Annotated in this window: 18 protein-coding genes; 8 read left to right on the top strand and 10 right to left on the bottom strand. The window is 60.4% G+C overall.

Features of this window, described 5'->3' with window-relative positions:
- Nucleotides 1-7 precede the first annotated feature (7 nt).
- From Q0Y02_RS11235 to Q0Y02_RS11210, 6 genes are all read right to left on the bottom strand, one after another.
- Nucleotides 8-859 carry a TRAP transporter TatT component family protein gene (locus Q0Y02_RS11235; RefSeq protein WP_297768158.1) on the bottom strand — a complete coding sequence of 284 codons (852 nt, stop codon included), beginning with the start codon at nt 857-859 and terminating at the stop codon, nt 8-10.
- A 72-nt stretch (nt 860-931) separates the two neighbouring features.
- Complete coding sequence (locus Q0Y02_RS11230) at nt 932-1753, bottom strand: rhomboid family intramembrane serine protease (protein ID WP_297768155.1); 822 nt, start codon at nt 1751-1753, stop codon at nt 932-934.
- Entirely contained in the window at nt 1744-2754 is a 1011-nt protein-coding gene (locus Q0Y02_RS11225) for an aminopeptidase (RefSeq protein ID WP_297768152.1), read from the bottom strand. The genes Q0Y02_RS11230 and Q0Y02_RS11225 overlap by 10 nt, the downstream gene beginning before the upstream one ends.
- 42 nt (nt 2755-2796) lie before the next feature.
- On the bottom strand, nt 2797-3363 hold the full coding sequence (yeiP, locus tag Q0Y02_RS11220) for an elongation factor P-like protein YeiP (RefSeq protein WP_297768149.1): 567 nt from the start codon (nt 3361-3363) through the stop codon (nt 2797-2799).
- 180 nt (nt 3364-3543) lie between these two features.
- Nucleotides 3544-4338, bottom strand: a complete 795-nt coding sequence (locus Q0Y02_RS11215) for a lysophospholipid acyltransferase family protein (RefSeq protein ID WP_297768146.1) — start codon at nt 4336-4338, stop codon at nt 3544-3546.
- Between the two features lie 123 nt (nt 4339-4461).
- Nucleotides 4462-5316: a GNAT family N-acetyltransferase gene (locus tag Q0Y02_RS11210; protein ID WP_297768143.1), complete on the bottom strand. Its 855-nt coding sequence runs from the start codon at nt 5314-5316 to the stop codon at nt 4462-4464.
- 275 nt (nt 5317-5591) lie between these two features.
- Here Q0Y02_RS11210 and Q0Y02_RS11205 point away from each other — a divergent pair, with 275 nt between their 5' ends.
- Nucleotides 5592-5846 (top strand): CDGSH iron-sulfur domain-containing protein, encoded by a 255-nt coding sequence (locus Q0Y02_RS11205; protein WP_297768140.1) that lies wholly within the window; start codon nt 5592-5594, stop codon nt 5844-5846.
- 147 nt (nt 5847-5993) lie between these two features.
- Here the strand turns inward: Q0Y02_RS11205 and ppc are convergent, their stop codons facing one another.
- Nucleotides 5994-8660, bottom strand: coding sequence for a phosphoenolpyruvate carboxylase (gene ppc / locus Q0Y02_RS11200; RefSeq protein ID WP_297768138.1), 2667 nt, complete (start codon nt 8658-8660; stop codon nt 5994-5996).
- Nucleotides 8661-8837: 177 nt separating this feature from the next.
- Here ppc and Q0Y02_RS11195 point away from each other — a divergent pair, with 177 nt between their 5' ends.
- On the top strand, nt 8838-9779 hold the full coding sequence (locus Q0Y02_RS11195) for a GGDEF domain-containing protein (RefSeq protein WP_297768135.1): 942 nt from the start codon (nt 8838-8840) through the stop codon (nt 9777-9779).
- A gap of 113 nt (nt 9780-9892) precedes the next feature.
- Nucleotides 9893-11572, top strand: coding sequence for a serine protease (locus Q0Y02_RS11190; protein ID WP_297768132.1), 1680 nt, complete (start codon nt 9893-9895; stop codon nt 11570-11572).
- A gap of 78 nt (nt 11573-11650) precedes the next feature.
- Here the strand turns inward: Q0Y02_RS11190 and Q0Y02_RS11185 are convergent, their stop codons facing one another.
- Nucleotides 11651-12655, bottom strand: coding sequence for an LLM class flavin-dependent oxidoreductase (locus Q0Y02_RS11185; protein WP_297768129.1), 1005 nt, complete (start codon nt 12653-12655; stop codon nt 11651-11653).
- 216 nt (nt 12656-12871) lie between these two features.
- Here Q0Y02_RS11185 and Q0Y02_RS11180 point away from each other — a divergent pair, with 216 nt between their 5' ends.
- The 3 genes from Q0Y02_RS11180 (at nt 12872) to Q0Y02_RS11170 (ending at nt 17706) form a co-directional block, all read left to right on the top strand.
- Nucleotides 12872-14791, top strand: coding sequence for an acyltransferase family protein (locus Q0Y02_RS11180; protein WP_297768126.1), 1920 nt, complete (start codon nt 12872-12874; stop codon nt 14789-14791).
- 27 nt (nt 14792-14818) lie between these two features.
- Nucleotides 14819-16768, top strand: a complete 1950-nt coding sequence (locus Q0Y02_RS11175; protein WP_297768123.1) for a serine protease — start codon at nt 14819-14821, stop codon at nt 16766-16768.
- A gap of 122 nt (nt 16769-16890) precedes the next feature.
- Nucleotides 16891-17706, top strand: coding sequence for a putative RNA methyltransferase (locus Q0Y02_RS11170; protein WP_297768120.1), 816 nt, complete (start codon nt 16891-16893; stop codon nt 17704-17706).
- Between the two features lie 135 nt (nt 17707-17841).
- Here the strand turns inward: Q0Y02_RS11170 and Q0Y02_RS11165 are convergent, their stop codons facing one another.
- Complete coding sequence (locus Q0Y02_RS11165) at nt 17842-19452, bottom strand: FAD-dependent monooxygenase (RefSeq protein ID WP_297769419.1); 1611 nt, start codon at nt 19450-19452, stop codon at nt 17842-17844.
- A gap of 112 nt (nt 19453-19564) precedes the next feature.
- Between Q0Y02_RS11165 and dinB the strand changes: the two genes are divergently transcribed.
- Complete coding sequence (dinB, locus tag Q0Y02_RS11160; protein WP_297768118.1) at nt 19565-20668, top strand: DNA polymerase IV; 1104 nt, start codon at nt 19565-19567, stop codon at nt 20666-20668.
- Between the two features lie 176 nt (nt 20669-20844).
- Here dinB and Q0Y02_RS11155 read toward each other — a convergent pair whose 3' ends face one another.
- On the bottom strand, nt 20845-21060 hold the full coding sequence (locus Q0Y02_RS11155) for a hypothetical protein (protein WP_297768116.1): 216 nt from the start codon (nt 21058-21060) through the stop codon (nt 20845-20847).
- 352 nt (nt 21061-21412) lie between these two features.
- Here Q0Y02_RS11155 and ppnN point away from each other — a divergent pair, with 352 nt between their 5' ends.
- Nucleotides 21413-22780 carry a nucleotide 5'-monophosphate nucleosidase PpnN gene (ppnN, locus tag Q0Y02_RS11150; RefSeq protein ID WP_297768113.1) on the top strand — a complete coding sequence of 456 codons (1368 nt, stop codon included), beginning with the start codon at nt 21413-21415 and terminating at the stop codon, nt 22778-22780.
- Nucleotides 22781-22955 lie beyond the last annotated feature (175 nt).

The raw sequence follows: 22955 nt of genomic DNA, 5'->3' as shown, positions 1-22955 counted from the left end.
AGTACTCCTAGAAATAATCGTCAGCGTCGGCGAGCAGGGCTTCGGCCTGCTCCTGCGCATAGGTGTTCTGCAGGGTCAGACCGTGCACCTGCGGATCAGCGGCAAGGACATCCTCAAGCAGGCTATCATGCAGCTCACGGTCAAACACCAAACGGGCGTACTTTTCGGCATAAAGCACCGGCGCCAGCAGGTTCTTGCCTTCTGACAGGGTCATGGCCTGCTCAAAATGGGCTTTTGCCTGGTCCGGCTTGCCGCCCAGGGAAGCGGGCAGAATGCTGCTCAGCACGCCCAGGTACATGTGCGCCTGGCCATACTGGTAACCATCATCCAGCACCACTACGCGCTCCATGATGGCTTCCACGCGGCCCAGTTCGGCCACCGCATTCCAGTCATTGGTGTTCTGCTGAATGTAACCGGCCCAGGCGCTGCCCAGGGTGAACAGCATGGGCACATCGCCCTTGTCCGCATCTTCCAGCAATTCCTCGAACTCGGGCACGGACAAATCACGCAGGTCGCAGTAATCGCTATCGTGGGCACAGGCGGAACGGAAGGCATAACCCAGCGCCTTGTCGCTGAGCTTGCGGGCCCGTTTCGGGTCTTCCACGAACAGGCCGGCATAGGCGCCATAAAGGTCTGCCCCACTGGCCAGCATGGAGGCACTGTCAGGCCAGTTTTCGATCAGACCGTCCACCATCAACAGATAGGTGGGCAGGCCCTCAGCCACCAGCTCAAGGTCATTGTTGTTGAGTACGCCATAGGGCAGGTTGTCGTCGATGCTGGCCAGGGAACAGCCCTGCAAGGAAACCACCGCTGCAACAAGGAGTGAGGGGACAAACCCGGGTAGGAAGCGCCACTGCATAGGTCGCCGGTATCCTTTCATGATTGTGATCATTTGTTTTGGCAGTCTTTATAGCAGTACGACCGGGGTAACTCAAACGCCCCCGGCCCCTTGGGCCCGCCGCCAGAGGCCGAAACCGGCCCCCAGCAGACAACCACTGACCAGCCCCGCCAGATGCGCCGCATTGGCTACCACACTGGACAGCCCCACAAAGCAGATCACCATCCAGGCCAGCATGAAGATAACGATTTCCCGGCGCAGGGGGTAACCAGACTCGGGATTCACCTTGCCGTAAATCCACAGGTAACCGAGCAGCCCATAAACCACCCCGGACAAACCACCGAACATGGGCCCGGTATGGAAGAACTGGGCCACATTGGCGGTAATACCGGTGACCAGGGTAACCAGCACCAGCTGCCCGCTGGACTGGAACCGCTCGATCAGGCGGCCCAGGTCCGACCACCAGAGCAGGTTGAACAGCAGGTGCAGCAGGGAAAAGTGCAGCAGCATGGGGGTCACCAGCCGCCAGGGCTGGTTTTCCAGCCCGTCCAGTGCCGCCGGGAACAGCAGCGCCCGGTAGACGCCATCGCCCATCAGGTACGGCGTCAGATACACCAGAACGCTGACAATCAGCACGATGCGGGTGACCCAGCCCAGGCTGGCGAACCAGCCCCCGGACATCAACGGCTGGGGACGCCCGGTGAGGGGCTCAATCGGCTGGCGACCCTGCTGATGTTTGAGATCAGTGATCAGCTCTTCCAGCAGGGCCTTGGCATGGTTGTACTGCGCCGGGTCCTGCAGCTCGATGATCTGCTCACTGCCCTCCTCCCGGCGCGCCACCGCAAAGCCATTGCGCTTGAGGGTATGCTCAAACAGCTCGGCCAGTTCCGGTTGCGGGGTGCGGATCAGTTCCATGCGAGGCCCTCCAGGGCGTTGTTACGTTGTGCCGGCGTCAGCGCAGCCAGGTTTTCCACCTGCTGCCAGAAACAGTCCCAGTCCCGCCGACATTGTTCCAGCAGGCGGGCAAAGGCCGGCACATGATCATTGTAGTCACTGACACCGTTTAACTGGGCATTGTTCAGCGGCCCGTCAAAGAAGCCCTGGTAACCGGCCAGGGCCGGCAGGCTTTGTTGCTCACGGGCAAAGCGCTCGCGGGCCTGCTGCTGGATGCGGGCCTTTTCCCGGGCCAGCACCGTCACATCCTGCTCAGCAGTGTAGAGCTTTTTCAGCGCTTCACGGGTATCGGTGACGATGGCCATAAAGGCCTGGCGGACCTGCTCGCGGCGCTGCCAGAAATCCGTCGGCAACGGCTCGCCACTGGCGGCGAAGAAATCCACCGCGCCTTCACGGCCCACCAGGGTAGCCAGGGATTCATTGAAACGGGTGTCATTCTTGATATACAGGCGCCGGTGGGCCAGCTCGTGGATCAACAGTTCCGCCAGCGCCGGCTGGGAGCGTTGCAGCATGGGCGTGGTCAGCGGATCGGCAAACCAGCCCAGGGTAGAATAGGCAATGGCACCGCCCACATAGGTATCCAGTCCCTGCCCGGCCAGTTTGGCGGCAGTCTTTTCCGCCGCCTGGCGCAGGAAGTAACCCCGGTAGCTGACGCAGCCGATCAACGGGTAACACCAGGTTTTGGGGGTCAAGGACCAGGCCGGGGCCGCCAGCACATTCCACACCACCGCGTCCTGCTCCAGGGCCACATACTGGTGATAAACATCCTCGGCGGGCAGCGCCAGCTGATCCCCGGCAAAGCGGACCACCTGCTGGCTGAACTGCAGGGAAGCGGCGATCTGCGGCGGTATCTGGGGGTCCGCCAGCACCGCCTCCAGCGGTTCACGCTGGCCCATCAGCGACAGGTGACCTTTGGCGGCCTGGCTGTAGTAGCCAAGCTGGCAGCCGCCCAGAAGGGTCATGCATGCCAGCGTGGCGACCCGCAATACCCTCATGATCCGGGATCAGGCCCGGGACATGAATTTGCGCTCGGCGGTATTCACCCGCACCTTTTCGCCTTCCACGATATATTCCGGCACCTGCACCACCAGCCCGGTATTCAGGGTGGCCGGTTTGGTCCGTGCGGAGGCAGAGGCGGCCTTCATGGCCGGAGCCGTTTCAGTGACTTCCAACACCACGGAGGCAGGCAGCTCCAGGCCGATCACCGCATCCTCCACCCGCAGCGCCAGCAGGCCTTCGGTGTCCTCGGTAATAAAGGCCAACTCGTCGGCAATGTCCTCGGCCTTGAGCAGGTACTGGGAGAAATCCTCGTTATCCATGAAGATGTAATCGTCACCATCCAGATAAGAGAACTGCACCGGCCGGCGCAACAACTCCACCGTGGTCACGTCGTCATCCCCCTTGTACCGCTCCTCGAACTTGGGCCCACCACCGACCGCACTGGCCTTCACCCGATACAGCGTCGCCGCGCCCCGGGCCGAGGGCGACTGCACCTCAATCTGGCGAATGGCGTAAAGGGTACCGTTGGCTTCGATAACGTCGGATTTTTTCAGATCGCTGGCGCGGGTCATGGTTGGGGGAGATCCTTGATGTGTTGGAAAGGGCGATGCTAGCCAGTTAACAGTGAATAGTGAATAGTTAACAGCGGCGCGAAAGCAGCTCTTCGGGTTTTCAAACGCAAGAGGCCGCGCCCAACATGCAGGCGCGGCCTCTTGCGCTTGGAAACCATGACGGCCCAATTCGCGACGCTGTTAACTATTCACTGTTAACTGCTCCGCCACCTTACCCCACGCCCCCTCACACAACCCCTTCCGATCCGTGCCCTGTGCCGATAGCGGTTCGCAGAAGTGCAGGCGCACGCGGATGCGATTGCGCAGCAGCATGGCCCACAGGTGGTGGTGGAATTCGTCGTCGCCGATGAAGGCCATGGCGGCATCCGGGGCGCCGCTGTCATCCAGGTAGCGCACCGCCAGGGGTTGTACCGGCACATCGGCCATCAGCGGCGCATCGAACAGCTGTGGGAAGAAACGGCGCAGGCTGGTGCCGTCGGTGGTGGTGCCTTCCGGGAACACCAGTACGGTGTGGCCCTGCTTCAAGCGGTCGGCAATTTCCCGGGCCTTGCGGCTGGACTCACCGCTGCCCCGCTTGATAAACAGGGTACCCATGGCCCGGGCCAGGGTGCCGATTAACGGCCAATCCCCCACTTCCGCCTTGGAAAGGAAATACAGATGGCGCTGGCTGGCGATCAACGGAATATCCAGCCAGGACACATGATTGCTGACCAGAAACACCGGGGCGTCGACCGGGGTGCCGGTGACGGTCAGTTCCACGCCGAGGATGCGCAGAAAGCGACGACACCAACGCTGCTTGGCCACCAGCACCACCGGCCGATAAGGCGACCAGAACGCCCCCAGCAAAAATGCCAGCACAAAACCCCACAGCAGATAAAGCACGATGCGGGCAACCCGTAGCACCCTGCGCAGTTGCGGCCAGAGGCCGCTTTGCATATCAGGACTGACGCTGACGCTATCGTTCATTTCACTCATAGTTCAGAGCCTGAGCCGAATCGTATAGGCCCCGTAGGAGCGGCGCTTGAGCCGCGAAGATGGCAGGTGTGTCGCAAGTACATTCGCGACTCAAGCGCCGCTCCTACGGGAAAACGATGGTCGTTAAACCGCCTGGGCGGGCTGCAGGAAGTGCTGCACATAACGGGCCGGTAGGTCATCCACCGCCATCAGCACGAAGAAATCCAGGCAGTTGAAATCCGGGTCCCAGCAGGGCTCGCCACAGACCCGGGCGCCCATGCGCAGGTAGGCCTTGAGCAACGGCGGCATTTTCACGCTCTCGTCGTCGGCATTGCCCGGCAGGCGCTCCAGACGCAGGTGCGGCTGCACCCGCAGTGCCGGCTCGCTCAGGTGACGCTGGTTGATGCGCTGCTGAATGGCGGCCACGTTGTAGCCCTCACTCAGGGCAATGCTGGCGCAGCCCAGCAGGTAGCGCACATCGTTTTCGAGCATGTATTGGGCCAACCGCGCCCACAGCACGGTGATCACGGCACCGCTGCGGTGGGCGGGATGAATGCAGGTGCGGCCGATCTCTGCCACCCGGCCATCCAGATGGCGCAGCATGGACAGATCGAATTCGCCGCTGGAATAGAAACCGCCGGTGCGATGCAGGCGCTCACCGGGCAACACCCGGGTGTACCCGACGATCTCGCCGCTCTGGTTATCGCGCACCACCAGGTGCAGACAGTGCTTATCAAAGCGGTCCCGATCCAGCCCGAAGGGAGCACTGAAACTGGCGCCGTATTCCTGGGAGAAAATACGGTAGCGCAGACGCTGGACCTTGATGATTTCCCGTCGGGAGCGGGTGAAGTAGGCACTGAACCGTCCAGCATTTTCCGCATCCGCCGTCATGTCCCTGGGGAAACGGAGAATATCGGCAGTGGCCGTAAACGGCTTGGCCAGGGCCCCTCTTAAGTGGGGGCTAAGGGCTTTGATCTTTCCTGCGGCTTGCGCAAGCATAGTGTACTCCACTGGCAGTTTCGGGCAGTTTCGCCAGTGGACGTGGCACAGCAGTGACATTTGAGTGACATTTGTGCGACAGGGGTTAAAGGCAGTTAATAGTTAACAGTGAATAGTTAATAGTTGCGCGGAAGTGGCACTGTGGCTGCTGAAACGCATGAGACCGCGCGCAAAGGCGGGGGAGCGACATTCCGGGGTGAATAGGGAGGCGCGATCCCGCCGCAATGCGCGTAGCAATTACAACGCCCCGGCCATTTTTGAAAAGGAGAGACCCTATGGACAAGCCTGTCATTGCTTCCCGGTTTCCCTACCCGTTGCCGGTGAAGAAAGGGGAAAAGGTGTTTTGGTGTGCCTGTGGCCGCAGCGAGAATCAGCCGTACTGTGATGGCAGCCACAAAGGCACCGGCATCACCCCGGTGGCCTACACCGCCCCACGGGACAAGATCGTGTTCTTCTGCGGCTGCAAGCACAGCGGCAAGGGGCCGGTTTGTGATGGCAGCCATTCGAAGATAGTGAATAGTGAACAATGAACAAGTAACAGCGGCGCGAAATAGAAATGTCTGAATCAGAAAGCGGAGAGGCCGCGCCCAATGTATGAGCGCGGCCTCTCCGCTTGCAGCTTGGGACGCGTCCATTCGCGTCACTGTTAACTATTCACTATTCACTGTTCACTGTTTTCACCCCGTGTTTCGTAGCCCCGCTGCAATACCCGCAATCGTCACCATCAAGGCGCTTTCCAGGACTTTATCGCCATCCTGCTGGCGCAGGCGCGCCATCAGTTCTGCCTGGAGCAGGTGCAGGGGGTCCGTGTAAGGGTCGCGGACACGGATGGACCAGCGCATCACCGGGTTGTTGTCCAGCAGATCCTCACGCCCGGTGAGGGCAGACAGGGCATCCACCGTGCCGGTGAGTCGCTCGCGTAACACCTCACCCAACCGGGCCAGATCAGCGTCATCCCCGGCCAGGCGTTGCTCGTACCAGGCCGCCACGCGCAGGTCCGCCTTGGCCAGCACCATCTCGAGCATGTCCACCACACCCTGAAAGAAGGGCCACTGCGCCACCATTTCCTGCACGGTACGGCTCTGCGCCGGATCCGCCTGGGCCGCTTCCAGCGCCGCGCCGGTGCCCAGCCAGGCGGGCAGCATCAGGCGGATCTGGGTCCAGGCGAACACCCAGGGGATAGCCCGCAGGGAGCTGATGCCGGCATCCTGCTTTCGCCGCGCCGGGCGACTGCCCAGGGCCAGCCGGGACAGTTCGGTTTCCGGGGTTACCGTGCGCAGGTAGCGCACCAGCTCCGGCTCTTCCTGCACTACGCTGCGGTAGCCGGCCACGGACACGTCGGTGAGGGTCTGCATCTGTTCCCGCCATTGCGGCTTGGCGGCCCGGGGCGGCAACAGGGTCGCTTCCAGGGTGGCGGCCACATATTGCGCCAAGTTGAACACGGCCACCGCCGGGCGACCGTACTTGAAGCGGATCACCTCGCCCTGTTCGGTGACACGAATGCGCCCGGCCACCGAGCCCGGCGGCTGGGACAGCAACGCCATGCGAGTAGGCGAACCACCCCGCGAGATGGAACCACCGCGACCATGGAACAGGGTCAGTGGAATCTTGTGCTCGGCAAACAGGGCGGTTAGCTTTTCCTGGGAGCGGTACTGAGCCCAGGCGGCACCGAGAAAGCCGGCATCCTTGGCAGAATCAGAATAGCCAATCATCACTTCCTGGCCCCCGGCCACTCGCTGGCGGTAGAACGGCACCGCTAGCAAGGCCGACATGGTGGCCTCGGCATTGTCCAAGTCATCCAGGGTCTCAAACAACGGCACCACCCGCATGGGATTGCTGACGCCGGCGATTTTCTGCAGCAGCATCACTGCCAGTACATCCGAGGGGGCACGGGCCATGGAGATGACATAGGCACCCAGCCCTTCACTGCCCTGCTCGGCAATCACCCGGCAGGTGGCCAGCACTTCTGCCACCTCGTCGGTGCATGCCTCACTGGCGTGGAAACTGTCATCTATCAGTGGACGGCGAGCCTGGAGTTCCTCCACCAGGAACGCCTGCTTGCGCTCCTCCGGCCAGTCCGCGTAGCTGCCCAGCTCCAGATAACGGGTGACCGCATCCACGGCATCGCGATGGCGAGTGGATTCCTGGCGGATATCCAGCCGCAACAGGGTAATGCCGAAGCAATTAAGCCGGCGCAGGGTGTTTTTCAGATCGCCATCGGCGATATCGCCCAACCCCACCTCACGCAGGGAACGGTCGATCAGTTGCAGGGGGGCCAGTAATTGCTCACGGCGCAGGAACCCCTCGCCCTCGGGCACCGGCTGATTCTCTACCTGGGCTTCCATCTGCCGCCGGGTGAGCTTCAGCCTCTGGCGCACCTGGCGCAGAATCACCCGGTAGGGTTCATGGCTGGGGCCGGTTTCTGCCAGCAATTCCTCACTGGCGGCTTCCATGGACAGATCCGCCAGCAGGTTTTCCACGTCACGCAGGTAAAGGTCCGCGGCCATCCAGCGGGCCAGCAGCAACACTTCCCGGGTCACGGGCGCGGTCACATTGGGGTTGCCGTCCCGGTCGCCGCCCATCCAGGAGGCCAGCTTCACCGGCGCCCAGTCCGCCGGCGGCTGGGGCAGGCCCTGCTCGGCCAGCTCCCGCTCCAGTTGCCGCACCATTTCCGGTACCGCCTGCCACAGGGATTGCTCAATGGTGGCGAAACCCCACTTGGCTTCGTCCACCGGGGTGGGCCGTTCGCGGCGGATCTCATCGGTGCTCCAGGCAGCCAGGATCAGCCGGTAAAGCTTCTCACGACGAAAGGCCAGCTCGTCATCGGTCAGGTCCGGCCGGTCCAGTTCGCCGAGCAGATCCGCCATCTGGTCGTATTTGCGGATCAGGGTGCGACGGGTCACTTCGGTAGGGTGAGCAGTGAGCACCAGCTCCACGGACAGGTCTTGCAGGGTGCCATCGATCACATCAGCGCTGATCTGCTCCTGTTGCAGGCGTTGCAGCACATTGGCGATCCCCTGATCACCACCGGGATCTCCGGGGTAACGCTGATGCTGACGGTGCAGGCGTTCACGGTGATGCTGTTCGGCAATGTTGCTCAGATTGAGAAACTGGCTGAAGGCCCGCGCCACTTCCAGCAGGGTGGCGTCATCCAGGGGGGAAAGCAGATCACGCAGGGAAGACAATGCGGCTCCCTGCTCGCCGCGGGTGGCCACCGAGGCTTTGCGGATGGTTTCGATGGTCTGATACAGATCTTCACCGGCTTGCTGACGCAGACACTCGCCCAGCAAGTCCCCCAGTAAACGGACATCATCTCTCAGGGGCGTATTGACACTGTTATCCACTGTGGCTCCTTCATAACTGCCGAACGGTATGGCCTTCATTTATGCCTGAGCACATTCGACTTGGCCATGACAACCGCAAAAAAACGCATTTTTAACAAGATTAGCGTGCATCACATCTTTATTCCCGGGGGGCCCTGACGCAACATAGGCGGCTCAGTAACCGGGGATCGATGAATCATGACGACTTCCAGCCGTATCACCTCGGATCAGGGTGTGGTGATCATGCAGTACCTGGCCCGGGCCCTGTTTGCCGCCCTGGCCGTGATTTATTTCCATCACGCGGACAGCTTCTTCTTTGCGCTGCCAAAGGCCACGCCCTGGCTGCTGTTTGCTGCCTATGTGGGCCTGCAGCTACTGCTGCTGTTCTGGCGGCCTGCCAATGGCGATGCGTTTGCTTCCGGTCTGGATCTGCTGACCCTGGGCATTGTGCTACTGCTGGACCCGGGCAACCCGCCGCCCACCATGGCGCTATTGTTTATTGCCGTACTCAGCAACGGCCTGCTGCACGGTATCAAACGCTTCCTGATCATGCTGGCCGGTGCGGAAATCGTGCTGGCCTTCGTGTTGCCGATCCGGCTGAGCTATGTGACCACGCCGTCTGCCTCGGCGAGCCTGTTTCTGGTCATCGCCCTGAGCGCCTGTATGCTCTATTTCGGGCTGATGATATGGCGTAACCAGGCCCTGGCCCGGGCGGCCCTGGAAGCCACCTGGCGGGATCCGGATACGGATTTCATCAGCCGCGAGGCGCTGATCAGCACCGCCGGCTGGCTGGTGCCGCTGCACGACCGGATTTCCTCACCCATGACCCTGGCGCTGGTGCATCACGATGAGCTGCCCCAGCTGGCCAACCGGGTGGCCCACCGTATCCGCCGCAGCGATGTGGCCGCGCGCTATGACGAACAGCATCTGGCCCTGCTGCTGCCCTGCACCGCCACCGCCGCCGCTGAGCAGCTACTCAATGATCTGCGCGACCGCCACCCTGGCCTGCGCGCCGCCATCATGACCCTGACTGATGGTGATGCCGCTCTGGAACAGGCGCTGGCCCACCTGCAAAGCTCCATGGCCCGCACCCGGGACGACAACGACCATTGGCTGGCCCACGCCCCGCCCATGCACTGAACCCTAGGCCCCAAAACAAGACCCGAATTAGTGAATTCGGGTCAGATACATAAGCTCACACTGCCTTGCCGTGAAAGCCGATAAAATGGTGGGAAACGTGCAAGGCAGCTGTCATGTTCCGTCGTATCGCTCTGCTGGCAGGGCTCGCCACACTCCCCTTCTCCAGCGCCCTCGCAGACACCGCCACCGCTCGAATTGTGGGTGGCGAACCGGCACCGGTCGACCGCTGGCCCTGGATGGCCCAAGTGGCCGTGGATGACCCCAGCGTGAGCGGCTATTTGCTCTGCGGCGCCAGCCACCTCAGTCCGGAATGGCTGGTGACGGCGGCTCATTGCATGGAATATCTCAGCGGCGAGCGCGCGGAAGCGAATCGAACCTTCGTTTTTATCGGTGACACCGATCGCAATAATGTCCCACAGAACGGCATTCCCGTCCGACAGATCCTGGTACATCGTCAGTACGAAAATCTGGACCGCGATCTGGCCCTCCTGCGTATCGACCCCCGTGGTAATACTCTGTGGCCCAGCATCATCAGCAAGGACAACTTTGACGATCTGGAGCGGCGAAGTACCGGTGCGCTGGATGAGTCTGTCACTGCTCTGGGATGGGGCGATACCGGCGCTGGCAACCTCAGCAATGTGCTCCGAGAAGTGCAACTGGACTACATCCCCCAGCAGCGCTGTCGAGAGCTATCCAGTCTTACCATCACCAACTTTGCGGTCTGCGCCGCCGAGTTGAACCCGGTCAACGGCGTCCAGCAAGACTCCTGCTTTGGTGATAGCGGCGGCCCCCTTTTTCTGGACCGGGACCGACAACCCTGGCTGGTCGGCCTGACCAGTTTTGGCCTGCGTAACTGTGCCACCGGCGCGCCATCGGGTTATACGCATCTGTCTGCGGAAACCCGGGAGCTGGAAGTGTTGACCGCTTCCGCCGGTATCCCTCTGGTGGACTTACTCCCTGAATGGCTCACACCACCACCGCAGTATTACTACCAGCCCCCCGGCGGCAGCCAGACGCTGACCCTGACCCTGAAAAACGACAGTAAGGAAAACACTGTTACCAATCCGATCCTGGGGTTTAGTCTCACTGGCAATACCTTTGCCAGTGGGGGCTGGTTCGGGTGTGGCGGCCTGCTTTCCGGCAACCGCTGTCGGCCCGCCGCCAGCCTCGCGGCCAGCGGCAGTGTTACCCAGGATCTGGTGATTGATGGCAATAGCGGCGCCGATCAGGTGGTCACTGTGGCCATCTCCGCCACTGCCAATCAGGATGATTACCGACGCCGCAATAACCGCATTACGCAGAAGGTGGTGTTCTCCAACCAGCCGGATCTGGCACTGTCCGCCATCCAGCAGAGCGGCAACACCAGTGAAGCCAGGGTAGCGGTAACGCTCAGCAATCGGTCCACCATCAATGGCGCAACCGATGGAGAAATCCGCTTTTCCCTGCCGCTCAATACAACCCTGGCAAACGCTGACGAACTGGGCTGCACCCTGTCCAACCCGTTGCGCTGCCCGGTTGGCAATTTAGCCGCCAGCGGCAGCCGAACCTTGAATCTGACGTTTGTCTCGGACACCGGAGACAACCAGGCCGTTACCTTTACCGGTTTCTCTGGTAATGGGGACGTGCCAAACGATAGCGACAGCAGGGTCACACTGACCTTGCGATACCCCTCCCCGGCCCCGACGCAGACGGGAGGTGGCAGCAGTGGCGGTGGAGCCCCGGGCATCCTCACCCTGCTGGCCGGGCTGCTACTGGTGTTGCGCAACACGCGCGCCAAAGCACAACACCGCTAGCCCCTTCCTGTCCTGTTGGCGCCTTTTTCACAAGGCGAAGGACCATTCGCTTTGCAACAACACAGTCTGGCGCTGTCGCTACTGCTCGCGACAAAACTGCGGCAGCGACGCCAGAATATCCAGAGCGTGGCGACGCTTTTCCGGATCGTAGAGATCGACAGTCACCATCAATTCATCAATTTCTACGCTATCGAGCAATTGATCCAGCTGCCCCTGGATAGTGTTGGCAGTGCCCAGCAATTGCAGCGCCAGAAACCCCCTTACGCCCGCCTCTTCTTCCGGATTCCAGTACCCCTCCATGCTTTCCACCGGCGGACGCATCCATAGAGGCTGGCCGCGAAACAGGGACAGGATACGTCGATAGCTGGTGGTGGTAAGAAAATGGGCTTCCTCATCGGAATCCGCCGCCACCGCCGGTACCGCCAGCATGGCGTAGGGCTTGTCCAGCTGGGCCGACGGCTGAAATTGCTCCCGGTAGAGGCGCAGCGCTTCGCGATAGAGACGCGGCGCAAAATGCCCGGCAAAGGCATAGGGCAGCCCCTGCTGGGCCGCCAGTTGCGCACTGTAGAGGCTGGAGCCCAGCAACCAGATCGGCACTTCTGTGCCGGCACCGGGTATGGCATTGACCGGACGGGAACGATCCAGCGGCCCCAGCAGCCGCTGCAATTCGGCCACGTCATGGGGGAACTGCTCGGCACCCAGGCCTTCCCGGCGCAGGGCGCGGCTGGTCATCGGGTCGGTGCCCGGGGCCCGGCCCAGCCCCAGATCGATCCGGCCGGGATGCAGGATTTCCAGGGTGCCGAACTGCTCGGCGATCACCAGTGGCGGATGATTGGGCAACATCACCCCACCTGAGCCCACCCGTATGGTTTCCGTGGCATTGGCGATGTGACCAATCAACACCGACGTGGCGGCACTGCTGATGCCCTCCATGTTGTGATGCTCGGCCAACCAGAACCGGCTGAAGCCGAGGGACTCCGCATGGCGGGCATAGGCCACGCTGTTGGCCAGGGTCTGGCCGATGGTGTCGCCTTCACGGACCGAAGCCAGTTCCAGCAGGGAAAACGGCAGGGATGTCGCCACAGAATGCTCCTTGATAACAGCCGGAGGAATTGGCTCGGCGCTCACATTACCATGCATCAACGCCACCCTGAATCATGTTCGAGCCATGCTCCGTCACGCTCAAACGGTAAACGCGAGAAGGACGTTATCCCTGCGTGGGCAAGCCCGCCCAGTCTTGTTTGCCCTGCCACCGCCCTATATTCTCCCCGCTTTGCTGATCATTCCGGGGAGAACACCTTGAAGACCACGCCAAGCTACCGTGCCGATATCGAAGGGCTGCGTGCGCTGGCCGTTGTGCTGGTGATTCTCTACCACTACGACGTCCCTGGCATCACCGGCGGTTTCATCGGCGTGGATGTGTTCTTCGTCATTTCCGGGTTCGTGATCACCCAGCTCCTGCAGCGGGCTTTTGAAAAAGGCACCTTCCAGTTTCGCGATTTCTACGCCCGTCGTATCCGCCGTCTGGTGCCCCTGTTCCTGCTGGTGTCCACCGTCACCTTCCTGATGATCTCGCCCTTCTATATCGGCGATGCCTACTACATCTTTGCCAAGAGCTGGCTGTCCTCACTGGTAGGCCTGAGCAATATCTACTATTTCCAGGAATTGGCCCAGTACTTCGCCCCGGAAACCCGCTCCCTGTCGCTGCTGCACACCTGGTCGCTGGCTGTGGAAGAGCAGTTCTACCTGATCTGGCCTCTGGCCCTGTACCTTGCCTACCGGTTCGGCAAGGGGCGTGACGGCCACTGGCCGTTCCGCATAACCCTGGTGGGCACCTTTGCGCTGTCGGTGTACCTGGCCAGCGCCTACCCTGCGGCCGCTTATTACCTGCTACCCGCCCGCCTGTTCGAATTCATGCTGGGCACCGGCGTGGCCCTGTTCAGCCGTCAGCTTCCGGCCCTGAACCGGCCCAGTGCAGAAATTCTCGCAGGTCTGGGACTGGCCATGATCATCGCCACCGGCCTGCTGCTGACCAAGCATGACCATTTCCCCGGCTATAACGCCCTGTGGCCCACCCTGGGGACCGCCATGGTGATCTATGCCGGCCTGCACCAGACCGGCACTCTAACCGCCCGCCTGCTCAGCCTGCCGGTGATGGTGTTTCTGGGCGGCATTTCCTACTCCCTGTATCTGTGGCACTGGCCGCCGGTGGCGTTGCTGCACTATCAGCTGATAGAACTGACCTGGAGCAATCGTCTGCTGCTGATGGCCGTCGTCGTGGCGCTGTCGTGGCTGAGCTACCGCCTGGTGGAAAACCGCTACCGCAACCGCCCCTGGAGCTTCAAGAAATCCTTCATGGTGTTCATCTTCGTGCCGTTGCTGATCATCTGGGCGATCCAGTCCACTATCCGCATCGCCGATGACCTGAGCTTCCGCATCCCGGAAGATCGCCGCGAGCTTTACAGCATCATCGCCGAGAACAATGCCGCAGACCTCTACAAGCGATGCTTCAAGGGAGATCCCACGGAGTTCAACAAGGGCAAAGCCTGCATGTTCGGCGCCGAGCCGAAAAACGGCCAGCCGGATACCATGCTGATCGGTGATTCCCACGCCATCGCCCTGCTGGGTTTCGTGGAGCAGCTGATCGGTAACCGCCATTCCATGCTGGTGGTTACCCGCGCCTCGACACCCTTCGTGATCCCCGAACACTCCGCCAACGCCTTCGGCGACCCGGAAAAAACCGAACGCAACGCCGCCCTGGCCGAGTATCTGCAACAGCGTCCCATGACCGTCTTCGTCAACGCCTGGTGGAATGCCTACCTGCAAAACGACTCGTTCCAGACCTACTTTGTGGACACCGTGGCCTGGCTGCACGCCCAGGGTCACACCGTTATCCTCATTGAAGACGTCCCGGAACTGCCCTCCGCGTCCTACGCGGAATGCCTGCTGAAAAATATGGACGATTGCTCCATTGATGCGGTGGAAGCCGAAAAGCGCCTGGCCAACTTCTATCGCTTCAAGCAAACCGTGCAGGAACGCTTCCCGGAGATCATCTGGATCAATCCGAGACAGGCCGTCTGCGGCGAAAACCGCTGCCAGACCGTACTGAATGGCATCCCCTTGTACCGGGATGAAAGTCATCTTAACCATGTGGGGTCAACGGAGATTGGCAAGGTGTATCTGGAACGGTTCGGGAATCCACTACCAAAAAGCCCTTAACCCCTCTCGGAAACGCTGACAAGGAATGTGAAGCACGTCACACCAGTCATGCTGACTACAAAAAGTATGGCGTTTTTCCTACATCTTTCAGCGCTAACCGCACCTAGAATGCCGCTTTTTGGGCATTTTGATTCATCTGGGGAATTTCACATGAAGTACCGCTTGATTGCCGCACTGGCTTCCACACTGGCCTGCAGCACCTTGTTCGCTGCAACCGCCTCACCAAGAGTTGTCGGCGGGGAGACCGCTGACACTAACTGGAACACACTGGTTGCTCTGATTGATAAACAGAGAAAACAAGACGCCATCGATGCAGAGCAACCTTTCCCGGTTGGTCAAGGACAGGTCTGCGGCGGCACCTTGCTGTCCCGGGACTGGGTGCTGACCGCAGCACACTGTGTCCGCTCCGGCATCGTTACAACCCCGGCCAGTGAACTCGAACTCCTGGTCGGCAGCCAAACTCTGGAGGTCTCCCCAGATAGCCCGCTCTTGCTCGACGCCGCGAATATCATCGTCCACGCCGGCTTCAACGAAAATACGTTTGAAAACGATATTGCATTGATCCGGTTGGCAGAACCAGCCGATACAGGCACTGCCACTATCCAGACCGGGGTGCTGGCCAAGCTTGATACCGATAACGCCCTGGAAAACCTTGTCAGCTACGATGACATTCTCAGCGTATTAGGCTGGGGGATCGCCACCTATGAGAACCGGGACGAAGACCCCGACCTGGAACCCGTGGCGTTTGTGGAGCTTCAGGAAGTAGCCCTGGACTATGTCACCAATGCATCGTGCCAGACCATCATTGATCTCTATACCAATGGCGACCAGATTCTGGATACCATGCTCTGCGCCAATGAACCGTCACCCGATGCTGGCGACCCTTTTGGCGAAGACTCCTGCCAGGGCGATAGTGGCGGCCCACTGTTCCTGACCAGCGCGACACTGAATGACAGCCCCCAGGTCGGCATTACCAGTTTTGGCTATTCCCTGGATGACAAATGTGGCGACCCGGAGATCCCGTCTGTCTACACCCGGGTCTCACAATATCTCGACTGGATCGAACGAAAAACCAGCAGTGAAAACCTGGCGCTCCGTGACCTCACTATTGCTGATGGAAGCAACAATTTTCAGGGATTCGTGAATATCGATTTCCAGGTTCCGGTAGAAAACGCAGGTACCCGAGGAGCGACTGATTTCTCTCTTGTCATTGAACACCCCAAGGAATTCACCCTGACACCCTCTGCGGCAGAAGCCGGGCTGTCCTGCTCCCCTTCTGACAATGACGTTACCGAATGCGTTTATGACGGCGAGGCCATCTCCGGCGGCTCAACCAAACCCTTGGCCTTTACAGCGGTTGATGCCAACAGCCAGAGCGGCATCGCTGTTCCCTTCCAGGTCTCTGTCGAGTTGGATAACAGCCGGGATTACCACCGTCTTAACAACAGCGGCACTGTCACCTTGCAACTGGGCCAGCCCGAACTGTCCATTACCGCAGAGCCAGTCTGTCTGTCCAACCGAAATAACGGTGTGGAAATGCGCATCGAAACAAGCGTGGCCAACCTGGACGATGTGATTGATTCCACAGGCACTTTTGCCTTCGGCTCACTACCGGAAACGATCACTCTGGTCAGCAAGAGAAGCACATCCTGTACCGTGGAAGCCGGCGACTATGAATGTCAGCTCGGCCTACTGGAAGCCGGTGCAGAACAAACCTCAACCATTGCGATCAAGGCCGCAGCTGAAACTACCGAAACTATTTCAATCAATGTGGATAGCGACAACGGGGCGCAGGTAGGCTCCGTTCTGCAAGCTAACGTTGCACTGGATTTCAGCCGCGAAGACCTTGAGGAATGCCCCAGTGTGGCGCCTCCTGCTACTCTGGCACCGGGCGGTTCTGGCGGTGGCGGCGGTAGCCTGCCGGCTGGATTACTGTCCATGTTGATGCTGTTAGGGCTTTATCGCCGTAAAGCCTGACCATCAACCGGAAGCACAAAAAGGGCCAGCCGTTGCTGGCCCTTTTTTATTGTCTGGATAATTTGCGACAATGCAGCCCTCTTCCACAGTGAAATGCGCCCTTCCCGGGTCGCATCCATACCATGCCCAACCTCAAATGCCCCAGCTGCGACCAGCCCCTGCAACTCACCGGCAATAGCTGGCTCTGCGACAACAGCCACCGCTTCGACCGGGCCAAACGCGGCTATACCAACCTGCTGCTGGCCCAGCACCGCCGCTCACGCGCACCGGGTGATGACAAAGCCATGGTGCAGGCCCGTACGGCATTTCTGGAAATGGGGCGTTATCAGCCCCTCGCCGATGCGCTGCTGGCCGGGCTGGACGACGATGACCAGCCCTGGCTGGATATCGGTTGCGGAGAAGGCTGGTATACCTGCCAGTTCGCCCGACGGCTGGGAAGCGACAACGGCATGGGCGTTGATATTTCCAAGTTTGCCGTGGATGCAGCCGCCAAGCGGGACAAGGCACTGACCTGGCTGGTGGCCAGTGGCGCTCGGTTGCCTCTCTTCGACGCCAGCCAGCAGCGCGTTTTTGTGCTGTTCACACGGCTATTCACCGATGATATTGCCCGGGTACTGAAACCCGGTGGCGAACTGATTGTGGTGGGCACCGGAGAACAGCATCTACTGCCCTTGCGCGAAGCCCTCTATGAGGAGGTTCGTCAATCCGGGTTCGATGCAGGCAAGTTTCTGGATGAACGTTTTACGCAGATCGATAGCCAGGATATCCACCTGGAGTGGACTCCCGATGACGAGCAGGAATTACAAAACCTGCTGGCCATGACGCCACATCACTGGCGCGCCAAGCCCGAGGCCAAAGCTGGTATCGGCAAGCTGGCCGGCAAAGCCATGAATGCGCACTTTGTGATTCAGCGATGGACAAAAGCAGTGAACAGTTAACCGTGAATAGTGAGCAGTTGCGCGGAAAACGCTTGCTGTATTCATAGCAAAGAAGCCGCGCCCAGAGGCTGGGCGCGGCTTCTTGCGTTTACGAACAGAAACGACACTGCGCGCGTCGCTGTTAACTATTCACTGTTAACTGTTACCTCTCCCCAGCACCGTATCCAGATACTCCAGCAGATGGTTGGCATTGCTCACCGGCGCCCGGTAGGCCAGATGACCATCAGGGCGCATCAGCCACATTCTCGGCCCGTCGCCGAAGGCCTTGCCAAACTCTCCTTGATGATCCTGCCAAATACGGGTGGTGCCCTCCCGGGGGATCTCTTCACTCGGGGTATCAGGGGCCACGATAACCGTCAGGTGAACACGCTCACGATATTCCTGACCAAGACGATCGCTCAGTGCATACAGCACCAGCCGTTCATTGTGCTCGGGGTTATCGCCCAGTTGCAGCAACAGGTGATGAACCGGTTTTCGCAACAGATCATGGAGCTGGTGAAGGTGGCCAGTGCGCACAGAGCGAAGCGCCGCATCGGGAAGCCGGTCACCGGGCAACGGTCCCCGATTGCGCCAGCCCAGCTCTGCTTCCGGGCCACAGCCCACCAGCGGCGAGGACCGATAATGCACATCCAGCTGGCTGGCCCTGCGTAGCAAGCGCCTGGACAGACCGGTCCGTCCTCCCGCCATTTTCAACAGGGAGTCGCGGGTGCGCCGCAGCATGGGCAGCTTCACCAACGAGGCCCGCGATAACATGTCCACCCCGTGCAGCATCTTATCTGCCACCGGTTTGCGTTCCTGCTCGTAGCTGTCGAGCAAGGCACCGCTGCCATAGCCCTTGAGGTAGAACGCCAGTTTCCAGCTCAGATTAAAGGCATCTGCCAGGCCAGTGTTCATTCCCTGGGCGCCCAGCGGACTCTGTACATGGGCGGCATCGCCGGCCAGAAACACCCGGTTGCGCCGGTAATGATGCGCCAGCCGCCTCTGCACGGAAAAGCGGCTGATCCAGCGAGGCTCACCCAGATCCGGCGTTTCGCCAAGAATAGACGTCAGCCGGTCGGTAAAGGGCTGCAGGCTCAGTTCACCTTCCCAGGCCTGCTCCCTGGCCATGATCAACCGCCAGCCTTTTGGTAACGGCAAGGCGATCAGCAGACCGTCCTCCTGCAAAAAGCCATGGGAGCTATCACTGCGCCAGGGCCCTTGCCAGTCCACATCCGCAAGCAGGAAATGTTCGTCGTAATCGACGCCATTGAAGCCGATGCCCAACTGCTGACGCACGGTGGAACCGACACCATCTGCGCCGACAAGCAGATCACAGCTGACCGTTTCCACGTCGGCACCTTGCCGTATCCGGGCGCGGACGCCTGCACCATCCTGGGTAAAATCGAGCAACTCTGTGCCACGGATCAGCTCGCCACCAAGACTTCGATAGCGTTCCGTCAGGGCTTTTTCCACATCGGACTGGGGGCAGCTCAGCACCCAGGGATACGGGGCATCCAGGCTGGTCAGATCCAACTCGAACAGGAAGCCCTTGTCACCATAGACAGACACGGCGCGCATGGTGCGCGAGGCCTTGCGGATCGGTGCCAGCACTTCCAGGGCAGCAAAAATTTCCAGGCTACGGGCGTGTAGCCCCAGGGCCCTGGACCAGGGGGACGGCTCGGCGAGCCGGTCGATAATGCAGCAATCAATGCCGTGTCGACGCAGGCCGATCCCCAGCGCCAGGCCTGTGGGGCCGGCGCCAACAATCAGGACCTGCGGTGTGCGGTTACCGGTAATGCCGATGTTACACTCTCCTTAGGGCTGCCCGTGTGACACAGGCAACCCGATTTTCAATCCTGCCACATCCCAGAGTTCATTCATGGCACAGGCCTCACGCAAGATTATCCACGTGGACTGCGACTGCTTCTATGCCGCCGTGGAAATGCGTGATGACCCGACCTTGCGTCATCGTCCCGTGGCCGTCGGGGGCGACCCTAACCGACGCGGCGTTATCGCCACCTGCAATTATCCGGCCCGTCATTTCGGGGTGCATTCAGCCATGGCCTCGTCACAGGCTCTGCGACTCTGCCCGGAACTGGTCATTGTACCGCCCAACTTCGACAAGTATCGCAAGGTCTCCACACAGATCCATGACATCTTTCGCCGTTACACCAGCCTGATCGAGCCCTTGTCGCTGGACGAGGCGTTTCTGGACGTGAGCGCCAGCGACCAGTTCGATAATAGCGCAACCCGCATTGCCGAGGCGTTAAGGCAGGACATTCGTCGGGAACTGGGAATTACCGTGTCCGCTGGCGTGGCCCCCAACAAGTTTCTCGCCAAGGTGGCCAGCGACTGGCGCAAGCCGGACGGGCTCTTTGTGATTCCCCCCGCTCAGGTAGACGACTTTGTGGCGGCCCTGCCGGTAAAAAAGATTTCCGGCGTGGGCCGGGTTACCGGCGAGCGCATGGCCGGGCTAAACCTGCATACCTGCGGCGACCTGCAGAACATGAGTCGGCTGGAACTGTCTCAGCACTTCGGCAGTTTCGGTGAGCGGCTTTACCACCTGAGTCGTGGCGAAGATAATCGGCCCGTGCAAACCGGCCGGCGTCGCAAATCCGTGTCTGTAGAGCGAACCTACGACAAGGATCAGGTGGATCTGAATGCCTGGCTGAGAGAGCTGGATGGCCTGCTGGAAAAGCTCAAGGCCCGCTTCGACAAGCTCGACCAGCACTATCTGATCAGCGGGCTGACCGCCAAGGTGAAGTATCAGGATTTTGTCAGCCTGAGCTGCGACAAAGTGGGAGACGATCTGGACCCGGCCCATTTCGAGGCACTTCTGCGACAGCTATGGGAACGCCGCCAGGGCCCTGCCCGCCTGATCGGTATCGGCGCTCGCCTGCGCGACCTGAAAGCCCCGCAGCAGCCGGACCTGTTTCCGGAAGAAAGGGAAAAAGCGCTGCGGCATCAGCGTAATCGGCTCTAGGGGCGGCGCCAATAACAGACCCGGATCAAAAGGATTTTCACCACGGAGGGCACAGAGCTCACCAAGAAAATCCGTTCTTTTCCTCAGCGAGCTCTGTGCCCTCTGTGGTAAATCTATCTTTTCCGGCCTTTGGCTATCGCGCCGCCAGCGACGCTCCTACCGGGAACGTGGGAGCTTCAATGCACCCGCTGGCAGACGCGACTGTGCAAATCCGAAGGGATCAGCCCATCCATCAGTTCCCGGCCCCGGCGCTGTACCGGCTCCATCTGGGCATCCAGGTAGGCATCCAGGGTGGCCACACAATCGGCACAGCGGTTCATGGAATCCGTATCCGGGTGTTCGGACGCGGCCTTCACCGCCTGTTCCAGCTGATTCAGATATTTGAGCAACATGCTTTGCTCCAGATAAAACCTCATTAACGGGCCGGCATTGTGCCGGTTCCCAATCGACCAAGTATGGCGACGCTTAGCGACAGCCATATGACACAGATCAACCATGCAGTCAGTGTGCCAGACTTGATAAAGATTCGGACGCCTGGGGCGGCGTGGCGTTCCCGGCAAATTGTAAAAGAGTCTGTCGTAACCCCAGGGACGCCGGGCCTGCAACTCTTCACTCACAGGGATTGTCATCTGGGGTACTCTTGTAAAGTGCCCCTGTCTTTGGGATGGGCGGCGACGGCTTCGTAGCCGCACGGGCTGCCCGGCAGCCCCCGAATAACGATTATTTTGCGACGGACCCGACCCTATGACCGAAACGGTATCCACCATTGTTGCTCCGGAAGGCAGCCTGGAAGTACTCAGCCAGCACGAAGTCGAACGCCTGCGTGACACCTCCGGCAGCGGCCTGCACGAGCTGCTACGCCGTTGCGCCCTGGCGGTGCTCAACTGCGGCACCCCCACCGATGACAGCCGTCAGGTGCTGGAGACCTACAAGGATTTTGATATCGAGGTGATCCAGGAGGACCGGGGGCTACGACTCAAGGTGGACAATGCCCCTGCCGGGGCCTTTGTGGACGGGCGCATGATTCGCGGGATTCGCGAGCACCTGTCTGCAGTGCTGCGCGATCTGGTTTATGTGGCCAACGAAATCCAGAATAACGACAGCTTCAACCTGAGCAGCAGCCAGGGCATCACCAATGCGGTGTTCCATATCCTCCGTAATGCCGGGGCGCTTCGAGCCGGGGCGTCCCCCAATATGGTGGTGTGCTGGGGGGGCCACAGTATTTCCCGGGTCGAATATGACTACAGCAAGAGCGTGGGCTACCAGCTCGGCTTACGCCACAAGGATATCTGCACCGGCTGCGGGCCCGGCGCCATGAAAGGGCCCATGAAGGGCGCCCATGTGGCCCATGCCAAACAACGCTTCAAGGACGGTCGTTACCTGGGAATCTCCGAGCCGGGCATTATCGCCGCTGAGGCCCCCAACCCTATCGTCAACGAATTGGTGATCATGCCGGATATCGAGAAACGACTGGAAGCGTTTCTGCGGGTGGGTCACGGCATCATTGTCTTCCCTGGCGGGGTAGGCACCACCGAGGAAATTCTTTATCTGCTCGGCGTGTTACTGCATCCCGACAACGCAGATATGCCGCTGCCCATGGTGCTGACCGGGCCAGCCAGCAGCGCGGAGTATTTTCGCCAGGTGGATGCCTTTATCCGTTATACCCTGGGAGAGAAAGCCGCCGAGCGCTACCAGATCATCATTGATGATCCGGAGGCCGTGGCCCTGGCCATGTGCGCCGGCATTGATCGCCTCACCCTGTTCCGCCGGGATAACGACGACGCCTTCTACTTCAACTGGCGACTGAAAATCCCCCTGGAATTCCAACAACCGTTCGAGCCTACCCACGAGGCCATGGCCAGCCTGGATCTCAGCGCCAATCAGCCGGTCCACCTGTTGGCCGCCAACCTGCGCCGCGCCTTCTCCGGCATCGTCGCTGGCAACGTGAAAGAACAGGGCATCCACGCCATCGAACAACACGGCCCCTACCGCCTGCACGCCCCGGGCGAGTTGATGAAGCACCTTGATGAGTTGCTGCAGGCATTTGTGGAGCAACACCGCATGAAGCTGCCCGGGAGTCATTACGTGCCGTGCTATGCGTTGGTGGGGTGAAGGAAAGGAGCTAGCTTCTAGCTGCTAGCTCCGAGGTAAGACATTTTGTACGAGCGGCGCTTGAGCCGCGAACTTACTTGCTAAGGCATTCCCCAAAACAGTTCGCGGCTCAAGCGCCGCTCGTACAAAATGTCTTACCTCGGAGCTAGCAGCTAGAAGCTAGCTCCTTTCCTTC

Origin of the sequence: uncultured Alcanivorax sp., assembly GCF_947258575.1 — a bacterium.
Classification (GTDB): domain Bacteria; phylum Pseudomonadota; class Gammaproteobacteria; order Pseudomonadales; family Alcanivoracaceae; genus Alcanivorax.
Note: the sequence above shows the minus strand (reverse complement) of the source record. Positions and strands in the feature narration are given on the sequence as shown.

Bases quoted from the DNA above. Each gene is read 5' to 3' on its own strand.
- Q0Y02_RS11235 (WP_297768158.1), bottom strand. From the start codon at position 859: ATGCAGTGGCGCTTCCTACCCGGGTTTGTCCCCTCACTCCTTGTTGCA.
- Q0Y02_RS11230 (WP_297768155.1), bottom strand. From the start codon at position 1,753: ATGGAACTGATCCGCACCCCGCAACCGGAACTGGCCGAGCTGTTTGAG.
- Q0Y02_RS11225 (WP_297768152.1), bottom strand. From the start codon at position 2,754: ATGACCCTTCTGGGCGGCTGCCAGCTTGGCTACTACAGCCAGGCCGCC.
- yeiP (WP_297768149.1), bottom strand. From the start codon at position 3,363: ATGACCCGCGCCAGCGATCTGAAAAAATCCGACGTTATCGAAGCCAAC.
- Q0Y02_RS11215 (WP_297768146.1), bottom strand. From the start codon at position 4,338: ATGAGTGAAATGAACGATAGCGTCAGCGTCAGTCCTGATATGCAAAGC.
- Q0Y02_RS11210 (WP_297768143.1), bottom strand. From the start codon at position 5,316: ATGCTTGCGCAAGCCGCAGGAAAGATCAAAGCCCTTAGCCCCCACTTA.
- Q0Y02_RS11205 (WP_297768140.1), top strand. From the start codon at position 5,592: ATGGACAAGCCTGTCATTGCTTCCCGGTTTCCCTACCCGTTGCCGGTG.
- Q0Y02_RS11195 (WP_297768135.1), top strand. From the start codon at position 8,838: ATGACGACTTCCAGCCGTATCACCTCGGATCAGGGTGTGGTGATCATG.
- Q0Y02_RS11190 (WP_297768132.1), top strand. From the start codon at position 9,893: ATGTTCCGTCGTATCGCTCTGCTGGCAGGGCTCGCCACACTCCCCTTC.
- Q0Y02_RS11170 (WP_297768120.1), top strand. From the start codon at position 16,891: ATGCCCAACCTCAAATGCCCCAGCTGCGACCAGCCCCTGCAACTCACC.
- dinB (WP_297768118.1), top strand. From the start codon at position 19,565: ATGGCACAGGCCTCACGCAAGATTATCCACGTGGACTGCGACTGCTTC.
- Q0Y02_RS11155 (WP_297768116.1), bottom strand. From the start codon at position 21,060: ATGTTGCTCAAATATCTGAATCAGCTGGAACAGGCGGTGAAGGCCGCG.
- ppnN (WP_297768113.1), top strand. From the start codon at position 21,413: ATGACCGAAACGGTATCCACCATTGTTGCTCCGGAAGGCAGCCTGGAA.